Annotated in this window: 34 protein-coding genes; 29 read left to right on the forward strand and 5 right to left on the reverse strand. The window is 38.6% G+C overall.

Features of this window, described 5'->3' with window-relative positions:
* Window positions 1-11 precede the first annotated feature (11 nt).
* The 5 genes from CRO15_RS16800 to CRO15_RS16820 form a co-directional block, all read right to left on the reverse strand.
* Entirely contained in the window at window positions 12-758 is a 747-nt protein-coding gene (locus CRO15_RS16800; RefSeq protein WP_097047019.1) for a hypothetical protein, read from the reverse strand.
* Window positions 759-817: 59 nt separating this feature from the next.
* Entirely contained in the window at window positions 818-2,104 is a 1,287-nt protein-coding gene (locus tag CRO15_RS16805) for an aryl-sulfate sulfotransferase (protein WP_097047020.1), read from the reverse strand.
* A 146-nt stretch (window positions 2,105-2,250) separates the two neighbouring features.
* Window positions 2,251-3,120, reverse strand: a complete 870-nt coding sequence (locus CRO15_RS16810) for a hypothetical protein (RefSeq protein WP_133067270.1) — start codon at window positions 3,118-3,120, stop codon at window positions 2,251-2,253.
* Between the two features lie 10 nt (window positions 3,121-3,130).
* Window positions 3,131-4,807 carry a SusD/RagB family nutrient-binding outer membrane lipoprotein gene (locus CRO15_RS16815; RefSeq protein ID WP_097047022.1) on the reverse strand — a complete coding sequence of 559 codons (1,677 nt, stop codon included), beginning with the start codon at window positions 4,805-4,807 and terminating at the stop codon, window positions 3,131-3,133.
* Between the two features lie 11 nt (window positions 4,808-4,818).
* Window positions 4,819-8,049, reverse strand: coding sequence for a SusC/RagA family TonB-linked outer membrane protein (locus CRO15_RS16820; RefSeq protein ID WP_097047023.1), 3,231 nt, complete (start codon window positions 8,047-8,049; stop codon window positions 4,819-4,821).
* Between the two features lie 775 nt (window positions 8,050-8,824).
* On the opposite strand from CRO15_RS16820, the gene rpsL reads away from it, so the two are divergent.
* The 29 genes from rpsL to rpsK all read left to right on the forward strand — a co-directional run bounded on the left by rpsL (window position 8,825) and on the right by rpsK (window position 23,659).
* Window positions 8,825-9,199, forward strand: a complete 375-nt coding sequence (gene rpsL / locus CRO15_RS16825) for a 30S ribosomal protein S12 (protein ID WP_031445118.1) — start codon at window positions 8,825-8,827, stop codon at window positions 9,197-9,199.
* A 6-nt stretch (window positions 9,200-9,205) separates the two neighbouring features.
* Window positions 9,206-9,682: a 30S ribosomal protein S7 gene (gene rpsG, locus CRO15_RS16830; RefSeq protein WP_097047024.1), complete on the forward strand. Its 477-nt coding sequence runs from the start codon at window positions 9,206-9,208 to the stop codon at window positions 9,680-9,682.
* Between the two features lie 8 nt (window positions 9,683-9,690).
* Window positions 9,691-11,817, forward strand: coding sequence for an elongation factor G (gene fusA, locus CRO15_RS16835; RefSeq protein ID WP_097047025.1), 2,127 nt, complete (start codon window positions 9,691-9,693; stop codon window positions 11,815-11,817).
* Between the two features lie 12 nt (window positions 11,818-11,829).
* Window positions 11,830-12,135, forward strand: coding sequence for a 30S ribosomal protein S10 (rpsJ, locus tag CRO15_RS16840; RefSeq protein ID WP_007094989.1), 306 nt, complete (start codon window positions 11,830-11,832; stop codon window positions 12,133-12,135).
* A gap of 162 nt (window positions 12,136-12,297) precedes the next feature.
* On the forward strand, window positions 12,298-12,915 hold the full coding sequence (gene rplC / locus CRO15_RS16845) for a 50S ribosomal protein L3 (protein ID WP_097047026.1): 618 nt from the start codon (window positions 12,298-12,300) through the stop codon (window positions 12,913-12,915).
* Window positions 12,915-13,544, forward strand: coding sequence for a 50S ribosomal protein L4 (gene rplD / locus CRO15_RS16850; RefSeq protein ID WP_097047027.1), 630 nt, complete (start codon window positions 12,915-12,917; stop codon window positions 13,542-13,544). The genes rplC and rplD overlap by 1 nt, the downstream gene beginning before the upstream one ends.
* Before the next feature lie 7 nt (window positions 13,545-13,551).
* Entirely contained in the window at window positions 13,552-13,842 is a 291-nt protein-coding gene (gene rplW, locus CRO15_RS16855) for a 50S ribosomal protein L23 (RefSeq protein ID WP_097047028.1), read from the forward strand.
* Between the two features lie 9 nt (window positions 13,843-13,851).
* Window positions 13,852-14,676: a 50S ribosomal protein L2 gene (rplB, locus tag CRO15_RS16860; protein ID WP_097047029.1), complete on the forward strand. Its 825-nt coding sequence runs from the start codon at window positions 13,852-13,854 to the stop codon at window positions 14,674-14,676.
* Between the two features lie 12 nt (window positions 14,677-14,688).
* Window positions 14,689-14,967, forward strand: a complete 279-nt coding sequence (gene rpsS / locus CRO15_RS16865; protein ID WP_097047030.1) for a 30S ribosomal protein S19 — start codon at window positions 14,689-14,691, stop codon at window positions 14,965-14,967.
* A gap of 7 nt (window positions 14,968-14,974) precedes the next feature.
* Entirely contained in the window at window positions 14,975-15,382 is a 408-nt protein-coding gene (rplV, locus tag CRO15_RS16870) for a 50S ribosomal protein L22 (RefSeq protein WP_097047031.1), read from the forward strand.
* Window positions 15,383-15,390: 8 nt separating this feature from the next.
* Window positions 15,391-16,107: a 30S ribosomal protein S3 gene (rpsC, locus tag CRO15_RS16875; protein WP_073181012.1), complete on the forward strand. Its 717-nt coding sequence runs from the start codon at window positions 15,391-15,393 to the stop codon at window positions 16,105-16,107.
* A 20-nt stretch (window positions 16,108-16,127) separates the two neighbouring features.
* The gene (gene rplP, locus CRO15_RS16880) at window positions 16,128-16,547 is read left to right on the forward strand and encodes a 50S ribosomal protein L16 (protein WP_097047032.1); all 420 of its coding nucleotides are present in this window, start codon (window positions 16,128-16,130) and stop codon (window positions 16,545-16,547) included.
* Window positions 16,548-16,565: 18 nt separating this feature from the next.
* Window positions 16,566-16,757 (forward strand): 50S ribosomal protein L29, encoded by a 192-nt coding sequence (rpmC, locus tag CRO15_RS16885; RefSeq protein WP_097047033.1) that lies wholly within the window; start codon window positions 16,566-16,568, stop codon window positions 16,755-16,757.
* A gap of 13 nt (window positions 16,758-16,770) precedes the next feature.
* Window positions 16,771-17,031, forward strand: a complete 261-nt coding sequence (gene rpsQ / locus CRO15_RS16890) for a 30S ribosomal protein S17 (RefSeq protein WP_073181006.1) — start codon at window positions 16,771-16,773, stop codon at window positions 17,029-17,031.
* Window positions 17,032-17,033: 2 nt separating this feature from the next.
* Entirely contained in the window at window positions 17,034-17,402 is a 369-nt protein-coding gene (gene rplN, locus CRO15_RS16895; RefSeq protein ID WP_055397059.1) for a 50S ribosomal protein L14, read from the forward strand.
* Between the two features lie 14 nt (window positions 17,403-17,416).
* Window positions 17,417-17,731, forward strand: coding sequence for a 50S ribosomal protein L24 (rplX, locus tag CRO15_RS16900; protein WP_243397008.1), 315 nt, complete (start codon window positions 17,417-17,419; stop codon window positions 17,729-17,731).
* A gap of 2 nt (window positions 17,732-17,733) precedes the next feature.
* Window positions 17,734-18,285, forward strand: a complete 552-nt coding sequence (gene rplE / locus CRO15_RS16905; RefSeq protein ID WP_097047035.1) for a 50S ribosomal protein L5 — start codon at window positions 17,734-17,736, stop codon at window positions 18,283-18,285.
* Between the two features lie 2 nt (window positions 18,286-18,287).
* Window positions 18,288-18,557, forward strand: coding sequence for a 30S ribosomal protein S14 (gene rpsN, locus CRO15_RS16910; RefSeq protein WP_055397065.1), 270 nt, complete (start codon window positions 18,288-18,290; stop codon window positions 18,555-18,557).
* Between the two features lie 17 nt (window positions 18,558-18,574).
* Window positions 18,575-18,973, forward strand: coding sequence for a 30S ribosomal protein S8 (gene rpsH / locus CRO15_RS16915; protein ID WP_097047036.1), 399 nt, complete (start codon window positions 18,575-18,577; stop codon window positions 18,971-18,973).
* A gap of 18 nt (window positions 18,974-18,991) precedes the next feature.
* Window positions 18,992-19,534, forward strand: coding sequence for a 50S ribosomal protein L6 (rplF, locus tag CRO15_RS16920; RefSeq protein WP_097047037.1), 543 nt, complete (start codon window positions 18,992-18,994; stop codon window positions 19,532-19,534).
* 11 nt (window positions 19,535-19,545) lie between these two features.
* A complete protein-coding gene (rplR, locus tag CRO15_RS16925; protein WP_097047038.1) occupies window positions 19,546-19,899 on the forward strand; it encodes a 50S ribosomal protein L18 in 354 nt (117 codons plus the stop codon).
* A 7-nt stretch (window positions 19,900-19,906) separates the two neighbouring features.
* Window positions 19,907-20,431, forward strand: coding sequence for a 30S ribosomal protein S5 (rpsE, locus tag CRO15_RS16930; RefSeq protein ID WP_097047039.1), 525 nt, complete (start codon window positions 19,907-19,909; stop codon window positions 20,429-20,431).
* 13 nt (window positions 20,432-20,444) lie between these two features.
* The gene (rpmD, locus tag CRO15_RS16935; RefSeq protein ID WP_055397075.1) at window positions 20,445-20,624 is read left to right on the forward strand and encodes a 50S ribosomal protein L30; all 180 of its coding nucleotides are present in this window, start codon (window positions 20,445-20,447) and stop codon (window positions 20,622-20,624) included.
* 13 nt (window positions 20,625-20,637) lie between these two features.
* Window positions 20,638-21,090 (forward strand): 50S ribosomal protein L15, encoded by a 453-nt coding sequence (rplO, locus tag CRO15_RS16940; protein WP_097047040.1) that lies wholly within the window; start codon window positions 20,638-20,640, stop codon window positions 21,088-21,090.
* Between the two features lie 12 nt (window positions 21,091-21,102).
* Window positions 21,103-22,446, forward strand: a complete 1,344-nt coding sequence (gene secY, locus CRO15_RS16945) for a preprotein translocase subunit SecY (protein ID WP_097047041.1) — start codon at window positions 21,103-21,105, stop codon at window positions 22,444-22,446.
* A gap of 3 nt (window positions 22,447-22,449) precedes the next feature.
* Window positions 22,450-22,665: a translation initiation factor IF-1 gene (infA, locus tag CRO15_RS16950; RefSeq protein WP_014031991.1), complete on the forward strand. Its 216-nt coding sequence runs from the start codon at window positions 22,450-22,452 to the stop codon at window positions 22,663-22,665.
* A gap of 4 nt (window positions 22,666-22,669) precedes the next feature.
* Window positions 22,670-22,786, forward strand: coding sequence for a type B 50S ribosomal protein L36 (gene ykgO / locus CRO15_RS16955; protein WP_073370549.1), 117 nt, complete (start codon window positions 22,670-22,672; stop codon window positions 22,784-22,786).
* A gap of 2 nt (window positions 22,787-22,788) precedes the next feature.
* The gene (rpsM, locus tag CRO15_RS16960) at window positions 22,789-23,163 is read left to right on the forward strand and encodes a 30S ribosomal protein S13 (RefSeq protein ID WP_097047042.1); all 375 of its coding nucleotides are present in this window, start codon (window positions 22,789-22,791) and stop codon (window positions 23,161-23,163) included.
* 103 nt (window positions 23,164-23,266) lie between these two features.
* Window positions 23,267-23,659 carry a 30S ribosomal protein S11 gene (gene rpsK / locus CRO15_RS16965; RefSeq protein ID WP_097047043.1) on the forward strand — a complete coding sequence of 131 codons (393 nt, stop codon included), beginning with the start codon at window positions 23,267-23,269 and terminating at the stop codon, window positions 23,657-23,659.
* Window positions 23,660-23,702 lie beyond the last annotated feature (43 nt).

Raw genomic sequence — 23,702 nt, forward strand, 5'->3', positions numbered from 1 at the left:
GTTTTTGGTAATTAATTATTATTGAGTTCCACAAAGATTTTGTGTAAATCCGCTTCCTTTTTTACACTAAGCTTGTTTTCTTTTAAGAATGCTTTTATTTTACTTCTAACTGGGCTATCAAGTAATTTTAAAAACGTTCTGTTGTTTGTGGTTATCTCGTCAATTCTATTTACTCCATCTTTCTGAAAATAATACTCGGTAAATTTTGTAAACCTACTAGGTACGGCTTTGACGAATGAGTTTGTAGAAACTCTTCCAGGAGAAAATATAATATGTGTTCTTTTGTAAAGATCATATTTATTGCCATCAGATAATTGTGTAAGATAACCATTGAGCGTTTTCTTCTCCGATGTAACAAAAGTTTTGAAACTCATTCTGCGGTTATTCACCATGATGGCAATTTTCTTGTCTTTGTTTAAGGATGAGACATTTTGTGTGGCTATAGTGGGACTTTCCTTAATTTCAATCTCTTCATTATAGGCGTTATATCTATAAAAAATATTCTTCATGAACTCATCACCATAATATAGTTTTGACGGCTGAAAAGAATCGCTTATGTATGCAGAACCTGTTATATTATCAAAACTAGGTCTTGCCGCATTAGGGCGTGTTGAGCTTAAACTACTAGCAAGTATTAATCCTGAAGCTTGAGTGTTACTTCCGCTGTTTAATCCCGCAATATTGCCAGAAGAGGCATCAGATTGGGCATAGCCTAAATAGGTGGCGAAACAAAAAAATAAAAAAACGGTTTTTTTCATGTTTATAATGTTACTGTGAATTGTTGTTAATGGCTTAAATGTTGCCAATGTTTTTTAACTTAAAGATTTAAATTTTTTAATGCTCCTGAAGTTTTGTCATAATGGTAAGCTCTCCAATAAAACCCTGGATTGCTATACTTCCAAACAACATCTCCTTCTGGTGTAACTTCCCAAATTCCGAAATCCCCTTCAGTAATCATGGTATTTCCGTTGGGTAATCTTACAGCACCGGATACTTTTGGGGAATATAGTTCTGGATCTGTAAAGCTCCAAACCACTTTGGGTTCATTATCTTGATTTGTTTGTAAACTATAATTTTCTGGTAACTGCAACTCATATACCGTGGATTGATTCAGGTCACCACCATTTGAGAACACTAGTATTTTCCCTAAATCGTTCCCTTTTAAAAGGTTTGGATAGTGATTATTATAGAAAAGTCGTTCTCCGCTAGGATTGTCATAAGCAGAAGGGTTGCCAAATCGATAGATTAAATCACCTCCTTTACCATAATTGCCACCGGTGCTTGACGATGCCTGGGCAGATGTGGTACTATGATCAATCACCCATATTTCACTGTAAAAATTAATACTAAGGAATATTACATCTTTTACAGGATCATAAGCTATTCCGTTACCATGCATAATGTCCCCAGCTTCATTGGAAACATAGTTGATATTTATTTTTTGGGGATTATCTGAGATAATACCGTAATTTTCTTTAGTGTCATCTACATTCTGGATAAGATGATCCCATGCATGCCATTCCCAAACAATTTCATTATTTGAGGGATTGATTTCGATTATGGCATCAGGAAAAACATCGATGTCCAGTTTGTAGCCCAGATTTTGAGCTTCCTCTGCTGTTTTACGCTCCCATACTTGGGCTAATATATTTCCATTGGGAAGCATTTCAGCGTCATGGTGTAAAATGTAATCATCGGAAGAGTACTCGAAATTCCAGTTTACAGTGCCATTGTGATCAAGGATTTGTAGGATACCCCCGAAACCACCAATTTCAATTTTTGGGTCTTCAGATTCAAGGTTGGCAAGAATTTGACCATCGTCCATAAGGAAAACATCGTTGCCAATTCTTTTGTCATTTAAAGGAAAGTCATGGACCAATTCCGCATTTTTATCCATTAAGATGGCTTTGTTGGTTTGCGCATTGTTCACTAAGATATACGCATCTTGCACTTTGCTTCTATGAAAATATTCAACCTTGCCCAAGGAACCATCAAAAGTTTCATACTTAGGTTCATCTTTAATCTCATCATCTGCGTCGTTGGAACAAGAAAGGGAAAGAAGCAATATTGCAAAACTACAATATGTAAGTATTTTCAATTTCATAAGTAATAGCAATTTATTACAAAACCTTTTATTATTGGTCAAATTAAGGTTAACAATGTTTGTGAATATAGACTAAAAAACCGCCCAATTTGATTAATTGGACGGTTTTTATTTTAAAATCATTTCATGTTAGAATGGAACCATTCTTACAGTGCACAGAAATCATCCACAGTTTTAATAGGTCCTGCGGTTGGTTCAGATGTTTGATCAACCTGTACTTTACCTTCCGGATCTGTAATTGTGTAGGTAACCTCACTATCCCAAGCACCAGATTTATAAGTAAAAGTAAGTAATTCTCCAACAGGAGCATTTACTGTAAATTGACCACTAGATCCTCCCGTAAGAGTGAAATCTGTAACCACTCCACCAGCACTTACGCTAATTGCAGCACCATTCCAACCATCTCCATAAGAATCGTTTAAATCAAGAACCCAATCTCCAGCCAAATTTGCAGGTGGAGGACAAGCAACTGCTGCAGAATATCTAAATGGTGATCTAAAAGCGGAACTTGTTTGGATTTTGGTACCAACATTGGTAGAGGTGAAAGTTTGCCCATCTGTTGTTTTAAGGGCAAGTCTCATTAAGAATACATCACCTCCATACAACTGAGCTTGAGTAACTCCTATAGCACTCATTGCATCGGCAATGTTCACGGTAACAGTTGTAACTAAGTTGCCATCTTCAGTTGTAAATGCACTTGCAGGGATATTTGTTATAAGAGCTTCATCAAACTCCAATAAAACTCCGGCAACTGGAGTTGCATCTACAAAATCCATGAATACGTCTACAGATTCTAAAGTGTCGTCATTTACAAAATCATCAAACTCAACTTTTGCCGACATGTTTACGGTTTCTGGAGACCCTGAGTTTACGGGAGGCGCTTCAGATGATAAAGTTCTAAGAATTGCCCCGCCTGTTACTTGGCTTATATTAAGTCTGTCCTTGTCTTCATCTTCACAGGAAAAAGATGTAAAGATGAGAGCAGACGCTGCTAATAAAGAAAATATTTTTTTCATAGTTGTATTTTTAATAAATGAAACCTGTATCAGGATTGGTATCCCAGAATACTTTTTGGAAAACATCTGGTTTTTGAGTTGCATTCGAGTTTTGGTTCACATAAGCATCAGGATACCAGAAAGAACGCATGAAGTTGTCAGATGGTTGTCTTACCAATTGTTGTAAATCATCTGGCTTACCTGTTCTTCTGTAGGTATTGTATGCTTCAACTCCGTTACCCCAAAGAGCCAACCAATACTCTTTAATTATGATGTTCAGCTTTTGATCGTTATTTGCCGCAGCATAATTAGCCAAAACTTCAGCGACATATGCGTCAACATCTGCTTCACTAGGCACAAAATCCGTGTCCACCAAATCGGTTCTGAAGGCCATAACGGTACCTATACTTTCTCTAATTCCACTTTCTAAATATGTAGCTGGATCACCATTAACTCCAATAGTCAATGCGGCTTCGGCTAGCATAAAATCCACAAAACTGGACATCATGATAGGATCTATACCAGAACCTTTGGTTCCAATATTCCTGTCTGGGATTGCTTCGAAGTCATCATTATCAAATTTTCCTCCAACAGGGTAAAGTCCCCATGTAGCTCTAGCCCCTGTATCTGGTGGAATACCAAAGTCATAACCATGATCTCTACCCCAATAACCAGGGTTGTCTACCAAGTTACAGAAAATACTGGCGAAGCCTATATGAGGAGGTGGAAGCGCTCCAAAACAAGATTGCTCAACAGTGTTTTGAGCATTGCTGTTACGCTGTCTGTATATGTAGTATCTTACCCTTGGGTCTGGCGCAGTTTTTTGGTTCAACAACATATCCATATAAGTGTTGGACATGTAATCGGTAACACCTGTACCTTCAACAAAGTTTCTTGTAAAGAAAGGATGTCTACTGTCTGGATTGTTATCTGTGGTACCATATTGAAACTTGAAATCTCCACTAGGTCCTTGGATGTAGTTACCACTAGCTAAAATGGCGTTGATACCTGCAGTTGACTCACTTTCCGTAACTAGTCTGGATTGTAAGTATAACTTCAACTTTAAGGTATTGGCTAAGTTGATCCACTTAGCCTTATCACCTCCATAGAAGAAATCATTTGCAGGTTTTGAGAACTCCTCTTTATTGAAATTCGCGATAGCGTTATCCAATACACCGTGCAATGCCTGATAAGTTTCAAGACCTGGATCGGCTTTTGGGTTGAAAGTGACTCCGTCCGCACTTTCACTATATGGAACATCGCCAAAAAAGTCAACCATGGCAGCAATTGCATACGCTTCTGCAACTTGTGCAATGCCCAGGTGCATGTATAACTCCTGCTCTATTGCCAATGGCTCTAAACTTCTGGCATCTGCCAATATCTCAGCATAAGCTGTGGACCATGCAAAGTCATGGGCTCCAGGAGAATAGGCATTGTCATACAATGGGCCGAACATATGCAGGATACGGGTGACTTCCATACCCCTTTCAGATAAACTGGTACCATTAGAGTCTAATTCATCTCCGCCAAATAAATTTCTAAGACTTATTTGAATTGCGTTGACATAAAAATCCGGAGATGCTGTTGCTGAGTTCAATGCATTGGGATCATCGACCAGCTCGAGTTCCGTTGTTTCGCAGCTACCAACACCTAATAGTAGGATTAAAGCAGCGAAATATATATTTATTTTATTACTTAATCTTTTCATTATATTTTTTTTTAGAATGTTGCTTTAATGCTAAATCCATAGCGTTTAGAACTTGGACCAGAGAAGTATTCCAAGCCAATGTTGTTACCAACACCATTAGATAGGGTATTAGTATCAAAATTGACTCCTTTAGGGAAATTAACTGCTTTGTACCAAAGGTTTGATCCGGTTATTTTGAATGAAAGGCTTGAGAATGGAGTTTTTTCCAACATCTTACTAGATACAGAATATCCTAATCTTACTTCACGCAGTCTAATTGTTGTACCATCCCATACTTCCAATTCATCTTGACCTAGCCAGTTAGAGAATGCGATATCCGTAGCACCAATTTGGGTGGTGTTGGGACTTCCATCTTCATTCACACCTGGTAATACATATGTTCCTAAGCGATCAAATGGGAAATCGATGATACCTCTACTTAATAGGGTTACGGCTGTTTTGGAGAAAATATCTCCACCATGTCTGTATCCAAGAGAGGCACCTAAGGTAAATCCTTTGAAAGAAAAGTCATTATCTAAAGAAGCAGTCCAATCTGGATTTGGATCACCGATAGGAACATCTTCGGTGTTGTTAACATAATTACCTGTGCTGGCGGTAACCACTCTATTGCCTGCATCATCTCTTTGAATTTTATCACCAATCAAGACGCCAAATGGTTGTCCAACAATAGCGGCATTTTTAGCATCTGCAACAAAAAAGTTACCAATGATAATCTGATCAATGCCCTCTGGTAATCTTGTTACTAAAGATTCGTCAGCATAGAAATTAACGTTGGCATTCCAGTTGAAACCGTTGTCTATACTTTTTATCAAATGCATATCCAAATCAGCTTCGATACCTTTTATCTCCATGTCACCACCATTAATTGTGGTTAGGGTATAACCAGTGGAAGGATCCAAATCTTTATCAGTTATCAAATCCTTGGTCTCTTTTTTGAATATACTGGTGTTAAGCCCAATTCTATTGTTCAGAAATCTAGCATCGATACCAAACTCTATCTCTGAAACCGTTTCTGGCTTTAAAGAAGGGTTTCCTAAAAAGTCATCTGTGGTGTTACTAGAGACTACATTTCCTGCTGCATCAACAAAAGATCTTCCTGTTAGCGAAAGCGTATTTCTTGTACTGTATACATCTGGGAAACCAGCTGATGATCCATATCCTACTCTTATTTTTAAGTAGTTTAGTCCATTGCCATCAGATCTTAACCCTTCAATTGCATTTGTAGGAACAAAAGATAAACTAGCAGAAGGGTACAAAATTCTATTGTTGTCCTTTTCCAACGTAGATGTCCAATCATTTCTAACAGAACCATTAAGGTAAAGGAAATCTTTGTATCCTAATGATGCATCCGCATAAAGACCAAAAGTATTGTTCTGTGTTTGTCTTTGGAAATTAATGGCATTGAATGAGTTTGATGAAGAAGCGTTGGTAAAGTTCCAGTGCTTCAATATTCCATACGCAATCTGGTTAGTACTTTCCAATCCATCTCTTTCAAACAATACTGAATTGGCATTGAAACCACCTACTAATTTCAAATTGAAACTTTCGCTCAAATCCTTATCATAGTTAATACTAAGGTTATGGTCAGTAATCTGATTTCTAATTTTTTGAGTTCTGTACAAACCAAGTGCATTACCATCAATACCTCCTTTATTTTGACCATAGAACGTATTCTCGTTATAAATATCTAAACCATAACGGTAAGATACGTTAAGGTTTTCTGAAAGTTCATAGGTCATAGCAACGTTACCAAAGAACCTGTCAACTTTCTGACCGGTTTTGGAGTTGTCTACTGTCCATAGTGGATTTTGGATACTGTTTGTCTCACGATAGTAAAGTGAACCTCCATCAGCTCTTTGATAAGGAATCCCCATTAAATCAACACTTCTTGGAGTGTACATTAAATCACCGAACAAAGAAGCACCATCACCTTCAACACCACTACCTCTAGATGCAGCAATTGGAGGGCTTTTCAAATCTGTAACACTATAATTTAAACTAGCGTTAACCATAAGTTTTCCTAGTCTGGTTGAACCACCAACACCAAGGTTGTTTTTGAATAATGTGTTACCGGGAACAAAACTTTTGTCCTCAGTTCTGGAATAGGTTGCATTGTAACTAGTAGTTCCATTGCCACCATTAATCCCTATGGATTGGCTTGTGTATACCCCAGTTCTAAAAAATGCAGGTACACTTTGGTAAGCCTTATATTCATATTGGCTAGCGGCAAGATCTTCGAAGCCTGTAATGTATGCATCCACTGTATTAGTTGCAAAGGGGTGGTTCAAGAATACTCTTCCGCCTCTAATCTCATTTAAGTAACCAGTCCAGATGTTAGGATTAGTGTCTCCAAACCTTGGCCCCCAGTTACTAAAGTACCAACCAAATTCTTGGTCAAAACCTCCACCATAATCATTTTGATAATCTGGCAAATGAGGATTGCTAAAGAAAGTTGAACTACTTACACTAACTGTTGTTTTACCTTCAAAGTCACCTCCTTGAGCATTCTTGGTAGTAATCAAGATTACACCGTTTCTACCTCTGTTACCATAAAGAGCCGTAGCACTAAGACCTTTCAGTACATTGATGTCTGCAATGTTGTTAGGATCTAAATCTAAAAATCTACTAGATTCAGTTGAGTTGTCAAAAAAGGCTTCGTTGTTGTTGGTATCACTACCAAAAGGAATTCCATCAACCACAAAAAGAGGCTGGTTGGAACCTGTAATAGAAGTATATCCCCTAATGATGATATTGGTGGAAGATCCTGACAATCCATTTGAAGCCGTGATGTTCACACCAGCAGCTTTTCCTTGGAGCAATCTACCAATATCACTTGATGGTTGTTCAGCAACTTCATCACCATCCACCTTAGCGATGGAATAACCTAGTGATTGAGCTTCTTTTTTAACACCAAGAGCAGTTACCACAACTTCTTCAAGAGCTTGGGCATCCTCTTCCATCTGAACATTGATTACGTTCTCTGCACCAACAACCCTTCTTGCATCTTTTTGACCTATATAGGTAAAAAGTAGTGCTTGACCTTGACTTGCGCTGATAGCGTAATTTCCATCAAAATCTGTTTGAGTACCATTTGCGGTACCTTCAACGACAATATTGACCCCAGGTAACGGAAACCCATTAGCATCCGTAACATTACCTGTAATCGTCTTGTCTTGCGCAAAGGAAATTTGCACAACAAACGCCAATAACAGCGTTAACAATCCATTAAGTTTTGTTCTCATTTTAAAATTATTTGAATTAGCTAGGCGCTAAAATCATAATTTCATGTTAATAATCCAAACTAATTTTACTAAAATTTTAAGATGATGTTAGCAAACGTAGAGGTCTTGAAAACGAATTCCTCAATTGTGGGTGGTCTAATTTGAGATATTGGCAATAGTTGCGAAGGTATTTTCTAGAGGGATAAAATGTGTTATATATCGTTGAAATGACAATTAGGGATGTTGTATTTGTAAATAAAACTTCTTTTTTGAGATAAAAAACACACAATTCATTTTTGAAACATGAGAAAATTTGATTGAGCTGAAGTTTGAAGGGTTTACGGTATGTCAGAACATTCTTATAGGGTTAAGGTGGTTTTCGGATACTATGTTTCCCTTATCAATTTTATTCTAATGTCTTATAGAAATGTTAAAGCTTTGGCGTGGTTGGTTGTTGGTTTTGAGCGGAAGTGATTATGCTTGAGTTTAGTGATTGTGAAATGAAAAATGGAAAGTTGGATGATGATAGTCAATTCAATTTGGTTTTTGTAAAAAAAAATCTTTAGCTATTGTTTTATTGCATTTAGTGTCTATCTATATATTAAGGTATAAATCGCAAAGTGCTGCTTCGATATGTGCTTTTGCAAGGAGGATATTCTAGCCTTGTATATGTGGGTGATTTTTGGATTTTTAAAATCCATTCTAAATTTAATCTTTCAGGATTTGAATTATTCCGAAATATCACTACATTTGCAGCCCTCAAAAAGAGGGTTATTTTTATTTAATAGAAATTTTAATGCCAACAATTTCACAATTAGTACGAAAAGGAAGAGTCACCATTACCAAGAAGAGTAAATCGGCTGCTTTGGATTCGTGTCCTCAAAGACGAGGGGTGTGTACGCGTGTTTATACAACTACGCCAAAAAAACCAAACTCTGCAATGCGTAAAGTTGCAAGGGTTAGGCTTACAAATGGTAAAGAGGTAAACGCATATATCCCTGGTGAAGGTCACAACCTCCAAGAGCACTCGATAGTATTGGTTAGGGGTGGAAGAGTAAAGGATTTGCCAGGAGTTAGATATCACATCGTCCGTGGCGCATTAGATACTGCAGGTGTTGCAGGTAGAACACAGCGTAGATCAAAATACGGTGCAAAACGTCCTAAAAAATAAGAAGAGATGAGAAAAAGACAGGCGAAGAAAAGACCATTATTGCCGGATCCACGGTTTAATGACCAATTGGTTACGCGTTTTGTGAACATGATGATGTGGGATGGTAAGAAGTCAGTTGCTTTCAAGGTTTTTTACGATGCAATTGATATTGTTGAGGAAAAAAATACTGACGAGGAAAAAACTGCCTTGGAATTGTGGAAAGATGCACTTTCAAATGTTATGCCACATGTTGAGGTAAGAAGTAGAAGGGTAGGTGGTGCTACATTTCAGATTCCAATGCAAATCCGACCAGATAGAAAGATTTCAACTGCAATGAAATGGTTGATCAGTTATGCAAGAAAGCGTAATGAAAAATCAATGGCGCAAAAATTGGCTGCAGAAGTATTGGCTGCTGCAAAAGAAGAAGGCGCTGCGGTTAAGAAAAGAGTGGATACCCACAAAATGGCGGAAGCAAATAAAGCATTCTCACACTTTAGATTCTAGTTGGTAAAATGGCAAGAGATTTAAAATATACAAGGAATATTGGTATTGCAGCTCATATTGATGCTGGAAAGACCACTACTACAGAGCGTATTCTTTTTTACACTGGTGTAAGTCATAAAATTGGTGAGGTGCATGATGGTGCGGCTACTATGGACTGGATGGAGCAAGAGCAAGAGCGTGGTATTACCATTACTTCTGCTGCTACAACATGTACATGGCAATTCCCTACTGAGAATGGACAGCCAACCTCAGATGCAAAAGGATACCACTTTAATATAATTGATACTCCCGGACACGTTGACTTTACCGTTGAGGTAAACCGTTCATTACGTGTTTTGGATGGATTGGTCTTCTTGTTCAGTGCGGTTGACGGTGTTGAGCCTCAATCGGAAACGAACTGGAGATTGGCTGATAACTATAAAGTACCTCGAATTGGTTTCGTGAACAAAATGGATCGTCAAGGGTCTAACTTCTTGATGGTATGTAACCAAGTGAAAACAATGCTTGGTTCCAATGCGGTTCCTATTGTTCTGCCTATTGGTGATGAAGCTGACTTTAAAGGTATTGTTGATCTTGCTAAGAACAGGGCGATTGTATGGCATGATGAGAACTTTGGTTCTACATTTGACGTTATCGATATACCGGAAGATATGAAAGCTGAAGTTAAGGAGTATAGAGCTGCCTTGATAGAAGCTGTTGCGGAATATGATGAAGAGTTGATGGAAAAATTCTTCGAAGATGAAGATTCCATTACTGAAGAAGAAGTTCATGCTGCTCTTAGGGCCGCTGTTATGGATAGAGCTATAATTCCTATGGTTTGTGGTTCGTCGTTCAAAAACAAAGGAGTTCAATTCTTATTGGATGCTGTTTGTCGTTACTTGCCTTCTCCTGTAGATAAGGATGATATTGTAGGTACCGATCCAAATACTGGAAATGAGATTACAAGAAAACCGGATCCTAAAGAGCCGTTTTCTGCTTTGGCGTTTAAGATCGCTACTGATCCTTTTGTTGGTCGTTTAGCATTCTTTAGGGCATATTCAGGTCGTTTGGATGCAGGTTCTTATATTTTGAACAATCGTTCAGGTAAAAAAGAACGTATCTCGCGTATATACCAAATGCACTCTAACAAACAAAACGCTATTGAGTATATTGAAGCTGGCGATATTGGAGCTGCGGTTGGATTTAAGGATATCAAGACTGGTGATACCATGTCTGCGGAGAAACATCCTATCGTACTGGAAAGTATGGATTTCCCTGACCCTGTAATTGGTATTGCTGTTGAGCCTAAAACTAAAGCTGATGTTGATAAGTTGGGCATGTCCTTGGCTAAATTGGCTGAGGAAGATCCTACATTCCAAGTAAAAACGGACGAAGCTTCAGGTCAGACCATTATTTCTGGTATGGGTGAACTTCACTTGGATATTATTGTTGACCGCTTGCGTCGCGAATTTAAGGTTGAAGTAAACCAAGGTCAACCTCAGGTTGAATACAAAGAAGCGATTACACAATCTGCTGATCATAGAGAAGTCTACAAAAAGCAATCAGGTGGTCGTGGTAAGTTTGCGGATATCGTCTTTACAATGGAGCCTGCAGGTGAAGAAGTAGTTGGATTGGAATTTGTGAATACTATTAAAGGGGGTAATATTCCTAAAGAATATATTCCATCTGTAGAAAAAGGATTCAAAGAGGCTATGAAGAATGGTCCTTTGGCTGGATTTGAGATGGATAGCATGAAAGTTACTTTAAAGGATGGTTCTTTCCACCCTGTGGATTCTGATTCACTTTCCTTTGAATTGGCTGCAAAAATGGGGTACAAAGCTGCCGCTAAATCTGCTCGGTCAGTATTGATGGAACCTATCATGAAGATTGAGGTGTTGACACCTGAAGAAAATATGGGTGATATTGTTGGTGACCTTAACAGACGTAGAGGGACTATTAGTGATATGAGTGATAGAGCTGGTTCCAAAGTGGTTAAAGGAGAAGTGCCTTTATCAGAAATGTTTGGATATGTTACTTCATTAAGAACATTATCGTCAGGTAGGGCTACTTCAACCATGGAATTTTCGCACTATGCAGAAACTCCTACCAATATTGCAGAAGAAGTTATTAAATCAGTAAAAGGAGTAACCGCTTAATTATTCAGCAAGATGAGTCAAAAAATTAGAATAAAACTTAAATCTTACGATCACAATTTGGTGGATAAGTCTGCTGAAAAGATTGTTAAGACAGTTAAGACAACGGGTGCTGTGGTTACTGGGCCAATTCCATTACCAACGCACAAAAAGATATTTACGGTTTTGCGTTCACCACATGTGAACAAGAAGTCAAGAGAGCAATTCCAATTGAGTTCTTATAAGAGATTATTGGATATTTACAGTTCTTCTTCAAAAACTATTGATGCTTTAATGAAATTAGAGCTTCCAAGTGGTGTAGAAGTCGAAATAAAAGTGTAAGTTTGCACGCCTTTTGAGAAAAAGGTTAACATGTCCTGAGCTGCGTGCGAAGGAAAAACGGGAATAAGAAAAAATATCTGGGTCACAGAATCTTTTCTTTGACCCAATTTTTTTGCCAAGCAATTGGCGCTTGAAAAAGTAAACAATTAATAATTAATAATTATGTCTGGGTTAATAGGTAGAAAAATCGGTATGACCAGCATCTTTGACGAGAATGGAAAGAATATTCCATGTACCGTTCTTGAAGCTGGACCATGCGTGGTTACCCAAGTCAGAACCGAAGAGGTGGACGGGTACAGTGCCCTTCAACTTGGTTTCGATGACAAGGCAGAAAAACGTGCAAACAAGGCTGAAATTGGCCATGTTAAAAAAGCAGGTGCTTCTCCAAAGAAAAAAGTCGTTGAGTTCCGGGATTTTGAAGGTGAATTCAAATTAGGTGACACCGTAGGTGCCGACCTATTTGTTGAAGGTGAATTTGTTGATGTAATAGGTACATCAAAAGGAAAAGGATTTCAGGGAGTTGTTAAGCGACATGGTTTTGGTGGAGTTGGACAAGCAACCCACGGTCAGCACAACAGATTAAGAGCTCCTGGTTCTATTGGTGCAGCATCTTACCCTGCCCGCGTTTTCAAAGGAATGAAAATGGCTGGTAGAATGGGTGGTGAAAGAGTAACAGTTCAAAACTTGAGAGTATTGAAAGTGGTTCCAGAGAAAAACCTTATTGTAGTTAAAGGTTGCGTTCCAGGTCACAAAAATGCTTACGTAACAATTGAGAAGTAATGAAGGTTGCAGTTTTAGATATCAAAGGAAAAGATACAGGAAGAAAGGTTGACCTTTCTAAAGATGTATTCGGAATAGAGCCCAATGAGCATGCTATCTATTTGGATGTAAAGCAATATTTAGCGCACCAAAGACAAGGTACTCACAAGGCCAAAGAAAGAGCTGAGATTGCTGGTAGTACCAGAAAGATCAAAAAACAAAAAGGTACGGGTACTGCAAGGGCAGGTAGTATTAAATCACCTATTTTTAAAGGTGGTGGTAGAATTTTTGGTCCAAGACCAAAGGACTACACTCAAAAGTTGAACAAGAATGTGAAGCGTTTGGCTCGTAAATCAGCCTTGACATTAAAGTCAAAAGATAAAGCAATTACAGTTGTTGAGGACTTCAATTTTAAAGCTCCAAAGACTAAAGATTTTGTTGCTTTTTTGGCCTCTCTTGGAATAGAAAACAAAAAGTCTCTTATCGTGTTGGGCGATTCAAATAATAATGTATATTTGTCGTCGCGCAATTTGGAGCGTTCTGAAGTTGTAACTAACTCAGAATTAAGTACTTATAAAATAATTAACGCTAATAATGTAGTGATTGTTGAAAGTGCTTTGGAGGGAATAGAATCGAACCTAAAGAAATAAGAAAATCATGAGTGTGTTGATAAAACCAATCATTACGGAAAAAATGACCGCTGATAGCGAGCTTTTCAATCGTTATGGTTTCTACGTTGACCCATCGGCCAATAAGCTTCAGATCAAAGAGGCGGTTGAGGCTACTTATGGTGTTTCTGTGGAAAAGGTAAGAACCATGAACTATGGTCCAAATCGTAAGAGTCGTTATACAAAAACAGGAATCCAACACGGAAAAACAAATGCTTTGAAGAAAGCAATTGTTGATGTAGTGGAAGGTGATATTATTGATTTTTACAGTAATCTATAAAGACGAGAAATGTCAGTTAGAAAATTAAAACCGATAACCCCTGGACAGCGTTTTAGAGTAGTAAACGGATTTGACGCGATTACTACTGATAAGCCGGAGAAAAGCTTGCTTGCTCCGTTAAAAAAGTCAGGTGGTAGGAACAGTCAAGGGAAAATGACCATTCGCCATAGAGGTGGAGGTCATAAAAGAAGGTATCGTGTTGTCGATTTCAAAAGAGATAAACAAGGAGTTGATGCTAAAATTGTTTCAATTCAGTACGATCCCAACAGAACTGCATTTATCGCTTTGGTTGAATATAAGGATGGCGAAAAGAGATATGTGGTTGCACAAAATGGTATGCAGGTGGGTCAGAAGATTTCTTCTGGTTCAAAAGCTGCCCCTGAAATTGGAAATGCACTTCCTTTAAGTGAAATTCCATTGGGTACCATTATTTCTTGCATTGAGCTAAGACCTGGTCAAGGTGCTGTAATGGCACGTAGTGCCGGTACATTTGCCCAGTTGATGGCAAAGGATGGAAAATTTGTTACCATAAAGTTACCTTCTGGTGAAACGCGTATGATACTGGCCAACTGTTTGGCTACTATTGGAGCTGTTTCCAACTCTGATCACCAATTGTTGGTATCTGGTAAAGCAGGTAGAAGCAGATGGTTGGGTAGAAGACCAAGAACTAGGCCAGTAGCTATGAACCCTGTCGATCATCCAATGGGTGGTGGTGAAGGAAGGGCTTCTGGAGGTCATCCAAGATCTAAGAACGGTATTCCTGCTAAAGGATTTAGAACACGTTCCAAGACAAAAGACACCAATAGATATATCATAGAACGTAGAAAGAAATAAAAGAAAAAGTAAATGGCACGTTCATTAAAAAAAGGACCTTACGTTCATCATAGTCTGGAAAAGAAAGTCCAGAACAATATAGATTCAGGTAAGAAAACGGTTATCAAAACATGGTCTAGGGCCTCAATGATAACGCCGGATTTCGTAGGACAAACCATAGCGGTGCACAACGGGAGACAATTTGTTCCTGTTTATGTAACAGAAAACATGGTGGGTCATAAACTTGGAGAATTTTCACCAACAAGATCTTTTAGAGGTCATGCTGGAGCTAAAAACAAAGGTAAAAAGTAAGTAAGCTATGGGAGTTCGTAAAAGACAAATGGCCGAAAGGTTAAAGGAAGAGAAAAAGCAGCTTGCTATTGCCAAGTTGAACAACTGCCCTACATCACCAAGGAAAATGCGTTTGGTTGCTGACTTGGTAAGAGGAAAGCAGGTTGAGATGGCTCTTGCAATTTTGAGATTCAACCCAAAAGAGGCCTCAAGAAAGTTGGAGAAACTATTACTTTCTGCAATTGCCAACTGGGAAGCTAAAAATGAGGAAGCTAACATTGAGGATGCTGATCTCGTTATCAAAGAAATCCGTGTTGATGGTGGAACAATGTTGAAAAGACTACGTCCGGCGCCACAAGGAAGAGCACATAGAATTAGAAAACGTTCAAATCATGTTACCATGATCTTGGAAGCTAATAACAACGTTCAAAGCTAGAGTATAATATGGGACAAAAGACCAATCCGATAGGAAATCGCTTAGGAATAATCAGAGGATGGGAATCTAACTGGTACGGCGGTAACGATTACGGCGATAAGCTGGCTGAGGATGATAAAATAAGAAAGTATATCCATGCGCGTTTGGCAAAAGCCAGTGTGTCTAGGGTAATTATTGAAAGAACCTTAAAATTGATCACTATTACCATTACTACGGCTAGACCTGGTATTATTATTGGTAAAGGTGGGCAAGAGGTTGATAAGCTTAAGGAAGAGCTTAAGAAAATCACCAACAAAGAGGTTCAGATCAATATTCATGAAATAAAGAGACCTGAATTGGATGCCAATTTGGTTGCAGCTAGTGTTGCAAGACAGATTGAAAGTAGAATTTCATACAGACGTGCCATTAAAATGGCTATTGCAGCTGCAATACGTATGAATGCAGAGGGTATCAAAATTCAGATTTCTGGACGTTTGAACGGAGCTGAAATGGCACGTTCGGAATCTTACAAGGAAGGAAGAATTCCTTTGTCAACTTTCCGTGCAGATGTTGATTATGCCTTGCATGAAGCACATACAACTTACGGAAGATTGGGTATCAAAGTTTGGATCATGAAGGGAGAAGTTTACGGTAAAAGAGAGCTTTCCCCACTAGTAGGATTGTCCAAAGGTCAAGGTAAAGGCGACAAACGTGATGGTAAGAAACCACAACGTCGTAGAAAGTAATAAGATAAAGTAAAGGTAAAATGTTACAGCCAAAAAGAACAAAATTTCGTAAAGCCCAGAAGGGGCGTATGAAAGGGAACTCAGGAAGAGGGCACCAACTATCTAATGGAATGTTTGGTATCAAATCTTTGGATTCCCACTTCATTACCTCCCGTCAAATAGAGGCTGCGCGTATTGCTGCGACAAGGTATATGAAAAGGCAAGGTCAGTTGTGGATTAAGATATTCCCGGACAAGCCTATCACAAAGAAACCTCTTGAAGTACGTATGGGTAAAGGTAAGGGTGCTCCTGAATATTGGGTGGCCGTTGTTAAGCCAGGAAGGATTATGTTCGAAGTTGCAGGAGTTCCTATGGACATTGCAAAGGAAGCATTGAGACTTGCAGCGCAAAAATTGCCAGTGAAAACCAAGTTTATCGTGGCTAGAGATTATTCCGCTTAATTTTTAATTGAAAAGAAGATGAAACAATCAGAAATAAAAGAACTTTCAATTGAAGAGCTAAAGGAAAAGCTGACCGATTTTAAAAAGCAACATGCTGATTTAAAAATTGCACATTCGGTTACACCTTTGGAAAATCCTTTACAGATTAGAAAGACAAGAAGGACGGTAGCGAGACTTGCAACAGAATTAACTAAAAGGGAAGTACAATAATTGGTTTTGCCTTATGGAAGATAAAAGAAATTTAAGAAAAGAAAGAATAGGCGTTGTTACCAGCAGCAAAATGGAGAAGTCCATTGTAGTTTCTGAGGTAAAGCGAGTAAAACACCCTATGTACGGTAAGTTCGTTTTGAAGACCAAGAAATATGTTGCCCATGATGAAAAGAATGATTGCAACGAAGGTGATACCGTTAAAATAATGGAAACCCGACCATTGAGCAAGACTAAATGTTGGAGGTTGGTTGAAATCCTTGAAAGAGCTAAATAATTATGTTACAGCAAGAATCTAGATTAAAGGTTGCGGACAATACAGGTGCAAAAGAAGTTTTGACCATCCGCGTACTTGGAGGAACAAAGAGAAGATATGCTTCATTGGGAGATAAGATTGTGGTTACCGTTAAAGAAGCTGCACCCAATGGAACGGTAAAAAAAGGTTCTGTTTCAACAGCTGTTGTAGTTAGAACAAAGAAGGAAGTAAGAAGACCAGATGGTTCTTACATTCGTTTTGACGACAATGCCTGTGTTTTGCTGAATCCAACAGGTGAAATGAGAGGAACTAGGGTTTTTGGACCAGTTGCCAGAGAACTTAGGGACAAGCAGTTCATGAAGATTGTTTCATTAGCTCCAGAGGTGCTTTAAAAGAAATATCAGAAATGATGAAGTTGAAAATTAAAACAGGGGATACGGTTAAGGTCATTGCGGGAGACCACAAAGGCACTGAAGGAAAAGTACTTCAGGTGGATCGTGAAAAGAACAAGGCTGTTGTGGAAGGTGTGAACACTGTTTCCAAACATGAGAAGCCAAGTGCAAAGAATCCTCAAGGTGGAATAGTGAAAAAAGAAGCTCCCATCCACATCTCCAACCTATCGTTGATCGATCCAAAATCTGGGGAGACCACACGAGTTGGTTATGAGGAGAGAGAAGGAAAGAAAGTTAGATTTGCAAAAAAATCCAATGAAGTAATTTAGTTATGAGTTACATTCCAAGATTAAAGACAGAATATAGGGAGCGTGTTGTAAAAGCACTATCCGACGAATTTGGTTACAAAAATGTAATGCAGGTTCCTAAATTGGAAAAGATTGTAGTGAGCCGTGGTGTTGGTGCAGCTGTTTCTGACAAGAAGCTTATTGACCATGCAGTGGATGAACTTACAAATATTACTGGTCAAAAGGCAGTTGCCACAATTTCTAAAAAGGACGTTGCTACTTTCAAATTGAGAAAGGGTATGCCAATTGGCGCTAAAGTAACCCTCCGAGGAGAAAGAATGTATGAGTTTTTGGATAGATTGATTACGTCTGCATTGCCAAGGGTTCGAGACTTTCAGGGTATAAGGGCCACTGGATTTGATGGAAGAGGTAACTATAGCTTAGGGGTTACAGAGCAAATCATTTTTCCTGAAATCAATATCGATAAGATCAACAGAATTAATGGAATGGATATCACATTTGTTACTTCTGCAGAAACAGATAAAGAAGCAAAATCATTGTTAACCGAATTGGGGTTACCCTTTAAAAAGAACTAAGTATGGCTAAGGAATCAATGAAAGCCCGTGAGGTAAAAAGGGCTAAAACGGTTGCAAAGTATGCAGAAAAAAGAAAGGCTTTAAAAGAAGCTGGTGATTATGAAGCTTTGCAGAAGCTTCCCAAAAATGCATCTCCGGTTCGTATGCGCAATCGTTGCAAACTAACTGGAAGACCAAGAGGATATATGAGAACATTTGGTATATCTAGGGTTACTTTTAGGGAAATGGCCAACCAGGGCTTGATTCCAGGAGTTAAAAAGGCAAGTTGGTAAACAGATAAAGAAAAGAAATGCTTACAGATCCAATTTCAGATTATTTGACCAGAATTAGAAATGCCAGTAGTGCAGGTCATAGGGTAGTGGATATTCCCGCTTCCAATCTAAAAAGACAGATTACCAAAATATTATTCGATCAAGGATATATTTTGAGCTACAAGTTCGAGGATGACAAAGTTCAAGGAAACATCAAAATTGCCTTGAAGTATGATAAGTTTACCAAAGAGCCGGTTATTAAAAAATTGCAAAGGGTAAGTAAGCCTGGATTACGTAAATATACAGGTTCGGGTGAATTGCCAAGGGTACTTAACGGTTTGGGCGTTGCTATTATTTCAACATCCCACGGAGTTATGACCAGCAAACAAGCTAAGCAAGAAAACGTAGGTGGCGAAGTATTGTGCTACGTTTATTAATAGTAAAGAGAAGAAAAAATGTCTAGAATAGGTAACAATCCAATTACAATTCCAGAAGGTGTCACTGTAGAGGTGAACGAGAATGTAGTTACCATAAAAGGTAAATTGGGAGAACTTTCCCAAGAATTTTCAGGGGTTGCCATAAAGGTTGAAGATGGAGCTGTGCATGTTGCAAGACCATCGGATTCCAAAGAGCACAAAGCAAAGCACGGACTATACCGTTCCCTTGTTGATAATATGGTTGCAGGTGTATCAAAAGGATGGACCAAGGAATTGGAATTGGTAGGGGTAGGATATAGAGCAAGTAACCAAGGACAAAAATTGGATTTGGCTTTAGGTTTCTCCCACAATATTGTATTGAATATTGCTCCAGAAGTAAAGATTGAGACCATTTCCGAAAAAGGAAAGAATCCAATCGTAAAATTAACATCTCACGACAAGCAATTGGTAGGTCAAGTAGCTGCCAAGATAAGAGGTTTCCGTAAGCCAGAACCTTACAAAGGAAAAGGAGTCAAGTTTGTTGGTGAGCAATTAAGAAGAAAAGCAGGTAAATCAGCTTAATAATTAAGACTATGGGATTATCTAAGACTGAAAGAAGATTACGAATCAGAAGAAGAATACGAAAAGTATCTTCTGGTACTGAAGCAAGACCAAGGTTGTCTGTATTCAGAAGTAATAAAGAAATATACGCTCAATTGATTGATGACAACAAAGGAGTTACTTTGGCTGCTGCATCATCAAGAGACAAAGATGTGGAGGCAAAAGGCACTAAAAGCGAAGTTGCTACCCTAGTTGGTAAGGCTATTGCTGAAAAGGCAAAAAAGCTTGGTGTTGAAGCTGTAGCTTTCGATAGAGGAGGAAACCTTTACCACGGAAGAGTAAAATCATTGGCTGAAGGAGCAAGGGAAGCAGGACTTAAATTCTAATATAACTATGTACCAGAAATACAAAAACGTAGAAACAGTAAAACCAGGTGGACTGGAGTTGAAAGATCGTTTGGTAGGAGTCCAAAGGGTTACTAAAGTTACTAAAGGTGGTAGAGCATTCGGTTTTTCAGCAATAGTTGTTGTTGGAGATGAGAATGGTGTTGTTGGACATGGTTTGGGAAAATCCAAAGAAGTTGCCACTGCTATTGCAAAGGCCATTGAGGATGCCAAAAAGAATTTGGTAAGAATTCCTTTGAACAAGGGAACACTTCCACATGAACAAAAAGGAAAGTACGGTGGTGCACGTGTTTACATTCAACCAGCATCCCATGGTACAGGAGTTATTGCAGGTGGTGCCGTAAGAGCGGTATTGGAAGCCGTTGGGGTTCATGATGTATTGTCAAAATCACAAGGATCTTCCAACCCACATAATGTTGTTAAAGCTACTTTTGATGCCCTTTTACAATTAAGAGGAGCCCATACAGTTGCTAAGCAAAGAGGTATTTCTTTAGAAAAAGTCTTTAAAGGATAAATACGAGGATATTATGTCAAAGATTAAGGTTAAACAAGTAAAGAGCGCTATTAAAAGGACTCAAAACCAGAAAAGGACTTTGGAGGCCCTTGGACTGCGCAAGATTGGGCACGTTGTTGAGCACGATGCAACGCCTAATATCCTTGGAATGATAAATAAGGTTAAACACTTGGTTTCCACAGAGGAAGCTTAAAATATAACGGTACATGGATTTACATAATCTTAAACCAGCAGAAGGCGCTGTTAACAGAGATGGAAAACGTTTAGGACGAGGAGAAGGTTCTGGAAAAGGCGGGACTGCTGCAAGAGGACATAAAGGTGCCAAATCTAGATCAGGATACTCTAAAAAGATTGGTTTTGAAGGTGGTCAAATGCCTTTACAACGTCGTGTTCCTAAATTTGGTTTTAAGAACATCAACAGAAAAGAATATCAAGGAATCAATTTGGGTAAGTTGCAAGAGTTGGTTGACAATGGTATAGTGAAGAAAGAAGTTACTTTGGATACCCTTGTAGAAAACAGATTGGCTCACAAGAACGATTTGGTGAAGATTTTGGGTGATGGCGAATTAAAAGCTGCACTAAAAATATCTGTACATAAATTTTCTGCTTCTGCTAAAGCAGCAATTGAGGCCGCAGGAGGAGAGGCAATAAGTTTATAAGTAAAATAAGGCATGAAGAAATTTATTGAGACCATATCAAATATTTGGAAGATTGAAGAACTAAGGCAACGTATTATAATTACCTTAGGTTTACTATTGGTGTATCGTTTTGGTGCGCAGATTGTTCTTCCAGGTATTGATACTTCCCAATTGGCACAATTGACCTCTAGTACCGAGAATGGTATTTTGGGTATTCTTAATGCTTTTACAGGCGGGGCATTTGCAAATGCATCCGTTTTTGCTTTGGGGATCATGCCCTACATCTCAGCATCGATTGTGGTGCAGTTGATGGGGATTGCAATTCCTTATTTACAAAAATTACAGAAAGAAGGAGAAAGTGGTAGAAAGACCATTAACCAGATTACACGTTGGTTGACCATTGCTATTTGTATTGTTCAAGCACCGGCATATTTATTTGGTTTGGGGGCACTTGGTGTTCCAGATAGTGCCTTTATATTGGGCAAAGGATTGGATTTCATCATTCCGGCAGTAATCATCTTGGTTACAGGTTGTGTATTTGCCATGTGGTTGGGAGAGAAGATTACCGATAAAGGTATCGGAAACGGTATTTCGTTATTGATTATGATTGGTATCATAGCTACTATGCCACAATCATTCGTTCAAGAATTTATTTCAAGAACTACCAACAATACAGGGGGTATAATGTTTATCCTTATTGAGGTGATTATTTGGTTCCTGGTTATCTTGGCCAGTGTACTATTAGTAATGGCGGTACGTCAGATTCCAGTACAATATGCAAGAAGAACAGCTTCTGGAGGTTATGAAAAGAACGTGATGGGGTCTAGGCAGTACATTCCATTAAAGTTGAATGCTTCTGGGGTAATGCCTATTATCTTTGCACAAGCAATCATGTTTGCACCTAGCTTGATAGGAAAAACCTTTAACAATACAGCGGCAGGTCAATGGATGGAAGTTCAGTTCGCCGATATCTTCGGGTTGGCGTACAACATATTGTTTGCAGTATTGATTATCATATTCACTTATTTCTACACGGCGATTACCGTTCCTACGAACAAAATGGCCGATGATTTGAAAAGAAGTGGCGGTTTTATACCAGGAATTAGACCTGGTAAAGAAACTGGGGATTATTTGGATAAGATAATGTCACTGATCACATTGCCCGGTTCTGTTTTCTTGGCACTATTGGCGGTATTGCCAGCAGTGGTTGTTAAGTTGATGGATGTACAGGCTGGTTGGGCATTGTTTTATGGAGGTACATCACTATTGATAATGGTGGGTGTTGCCATTGACACGGTACAACAAGTAAATTCTTATTTGTTGAATAGACATTACGATGGTTTGATGAAAACCGGTAAAAATAGAAAAGTAGCATAATTTATGGCAAAGCAGCCAGCAATAGAACAAGACGGAACTATAATTGAAGCATTGTCCAACGCAATGTTTAGAGTTGAATTAGAGAACGGTCATGTTGTTACAGCTCATATCTCTGGAAAAATGCGTATGCACTATATAAAGTTACTTCCAGGGGACAAGGTAAAGCTTGAAATGAGCCCATATGATTTAACAAAAGCAAGAATTACTTACAGATACTAATACGATGAAAGTTAGAGCATCAGTTAAGAAAAGAAGCGCCGAATGCAAGATAGTTCGCAGAAAAGGCAGATTATACGTAATCAACAAAAAGAATCCTAGATTTAAACAAAGACAAGGGTAATTATGGCAAGAATTGCAGGTGTAGATATACCTAAACAAAAGCGAGGAGTTATTTCACTTACCTACATTTACGGAATTGGTAAAAGTAGAGCTCAAGAGATTTTGGCAAAAGCCCAAGTAAGTGAGGATACTAAAGTTTCAGATTGGAATGATGATGAAATAGGAAAAATCAGGGAAGCTGTTTCCTCTTTCACCATTGAAGGTGAACTTCGCTCAGAAACGCAGTTGAACATCAAACGATTGATGGATATTGGTTGTTACCGCGGAATTCGTCACAGATCTGGATTACCACTAAGAGGTCAGCGTACCAAGAACAACTCTAGGACAAGAAAAGGAAAAAGAAAAACGGTTGCTAACAAGAAGAAAGCAACTAAATAATAATCAGGTAGTCATTAGTATTTAGACGTTAGAAGAATCTGTTTGAAATGTAAAAGTCTAGGATTCCAATAACTAAGAACTAACAACTAGAAACTAAAAAAATATGGCAAAGGCAAGTACTAAAACAACGAAGAAGCGTAAAGTAGTTGTAGAATCTACGGGAGAAGCACACGTTACTGCGTCATTCAACAATATCATTATTTCTTTGACCAACAAAAAAGGAGATGTAATCTCTTGGTCTTCTGCTGGAAAACTTGGTTTTAGGGGTTCTAAAAAGAACACTCCCTACGCTGCCCAGGTTGCTGCTGAGGATTGTGCAAAAGTAGCACACGAAGCTGGTCTTAGAAAAGTAAAGGTTTATGTAAAAGGACCTGGAAATGGTAGAGAGTCTGCAATTCGTTCTATCCACAATGCTGGAATAGAAGTTACAGAAATTGTAGATGTTACTCCACTACCGCACAACGGTTGTAGACCTCCTAAAAGAAGAAGAGTTTAATTAATAATCATAACGGGCCCAAAAGGGTCTTCACGAAAGTGCA

Origin of the sequence: Flagellimonas pacifica, assembly GCF_900215465.1 — a bacterium.
Taxonomy (GTDB): Bacteria; Bacteroidota; Bacteroidia; order Flavobacteriales; family Flavobacteriaceae; genus Flagellimonas; species Flagellimonas pacifica.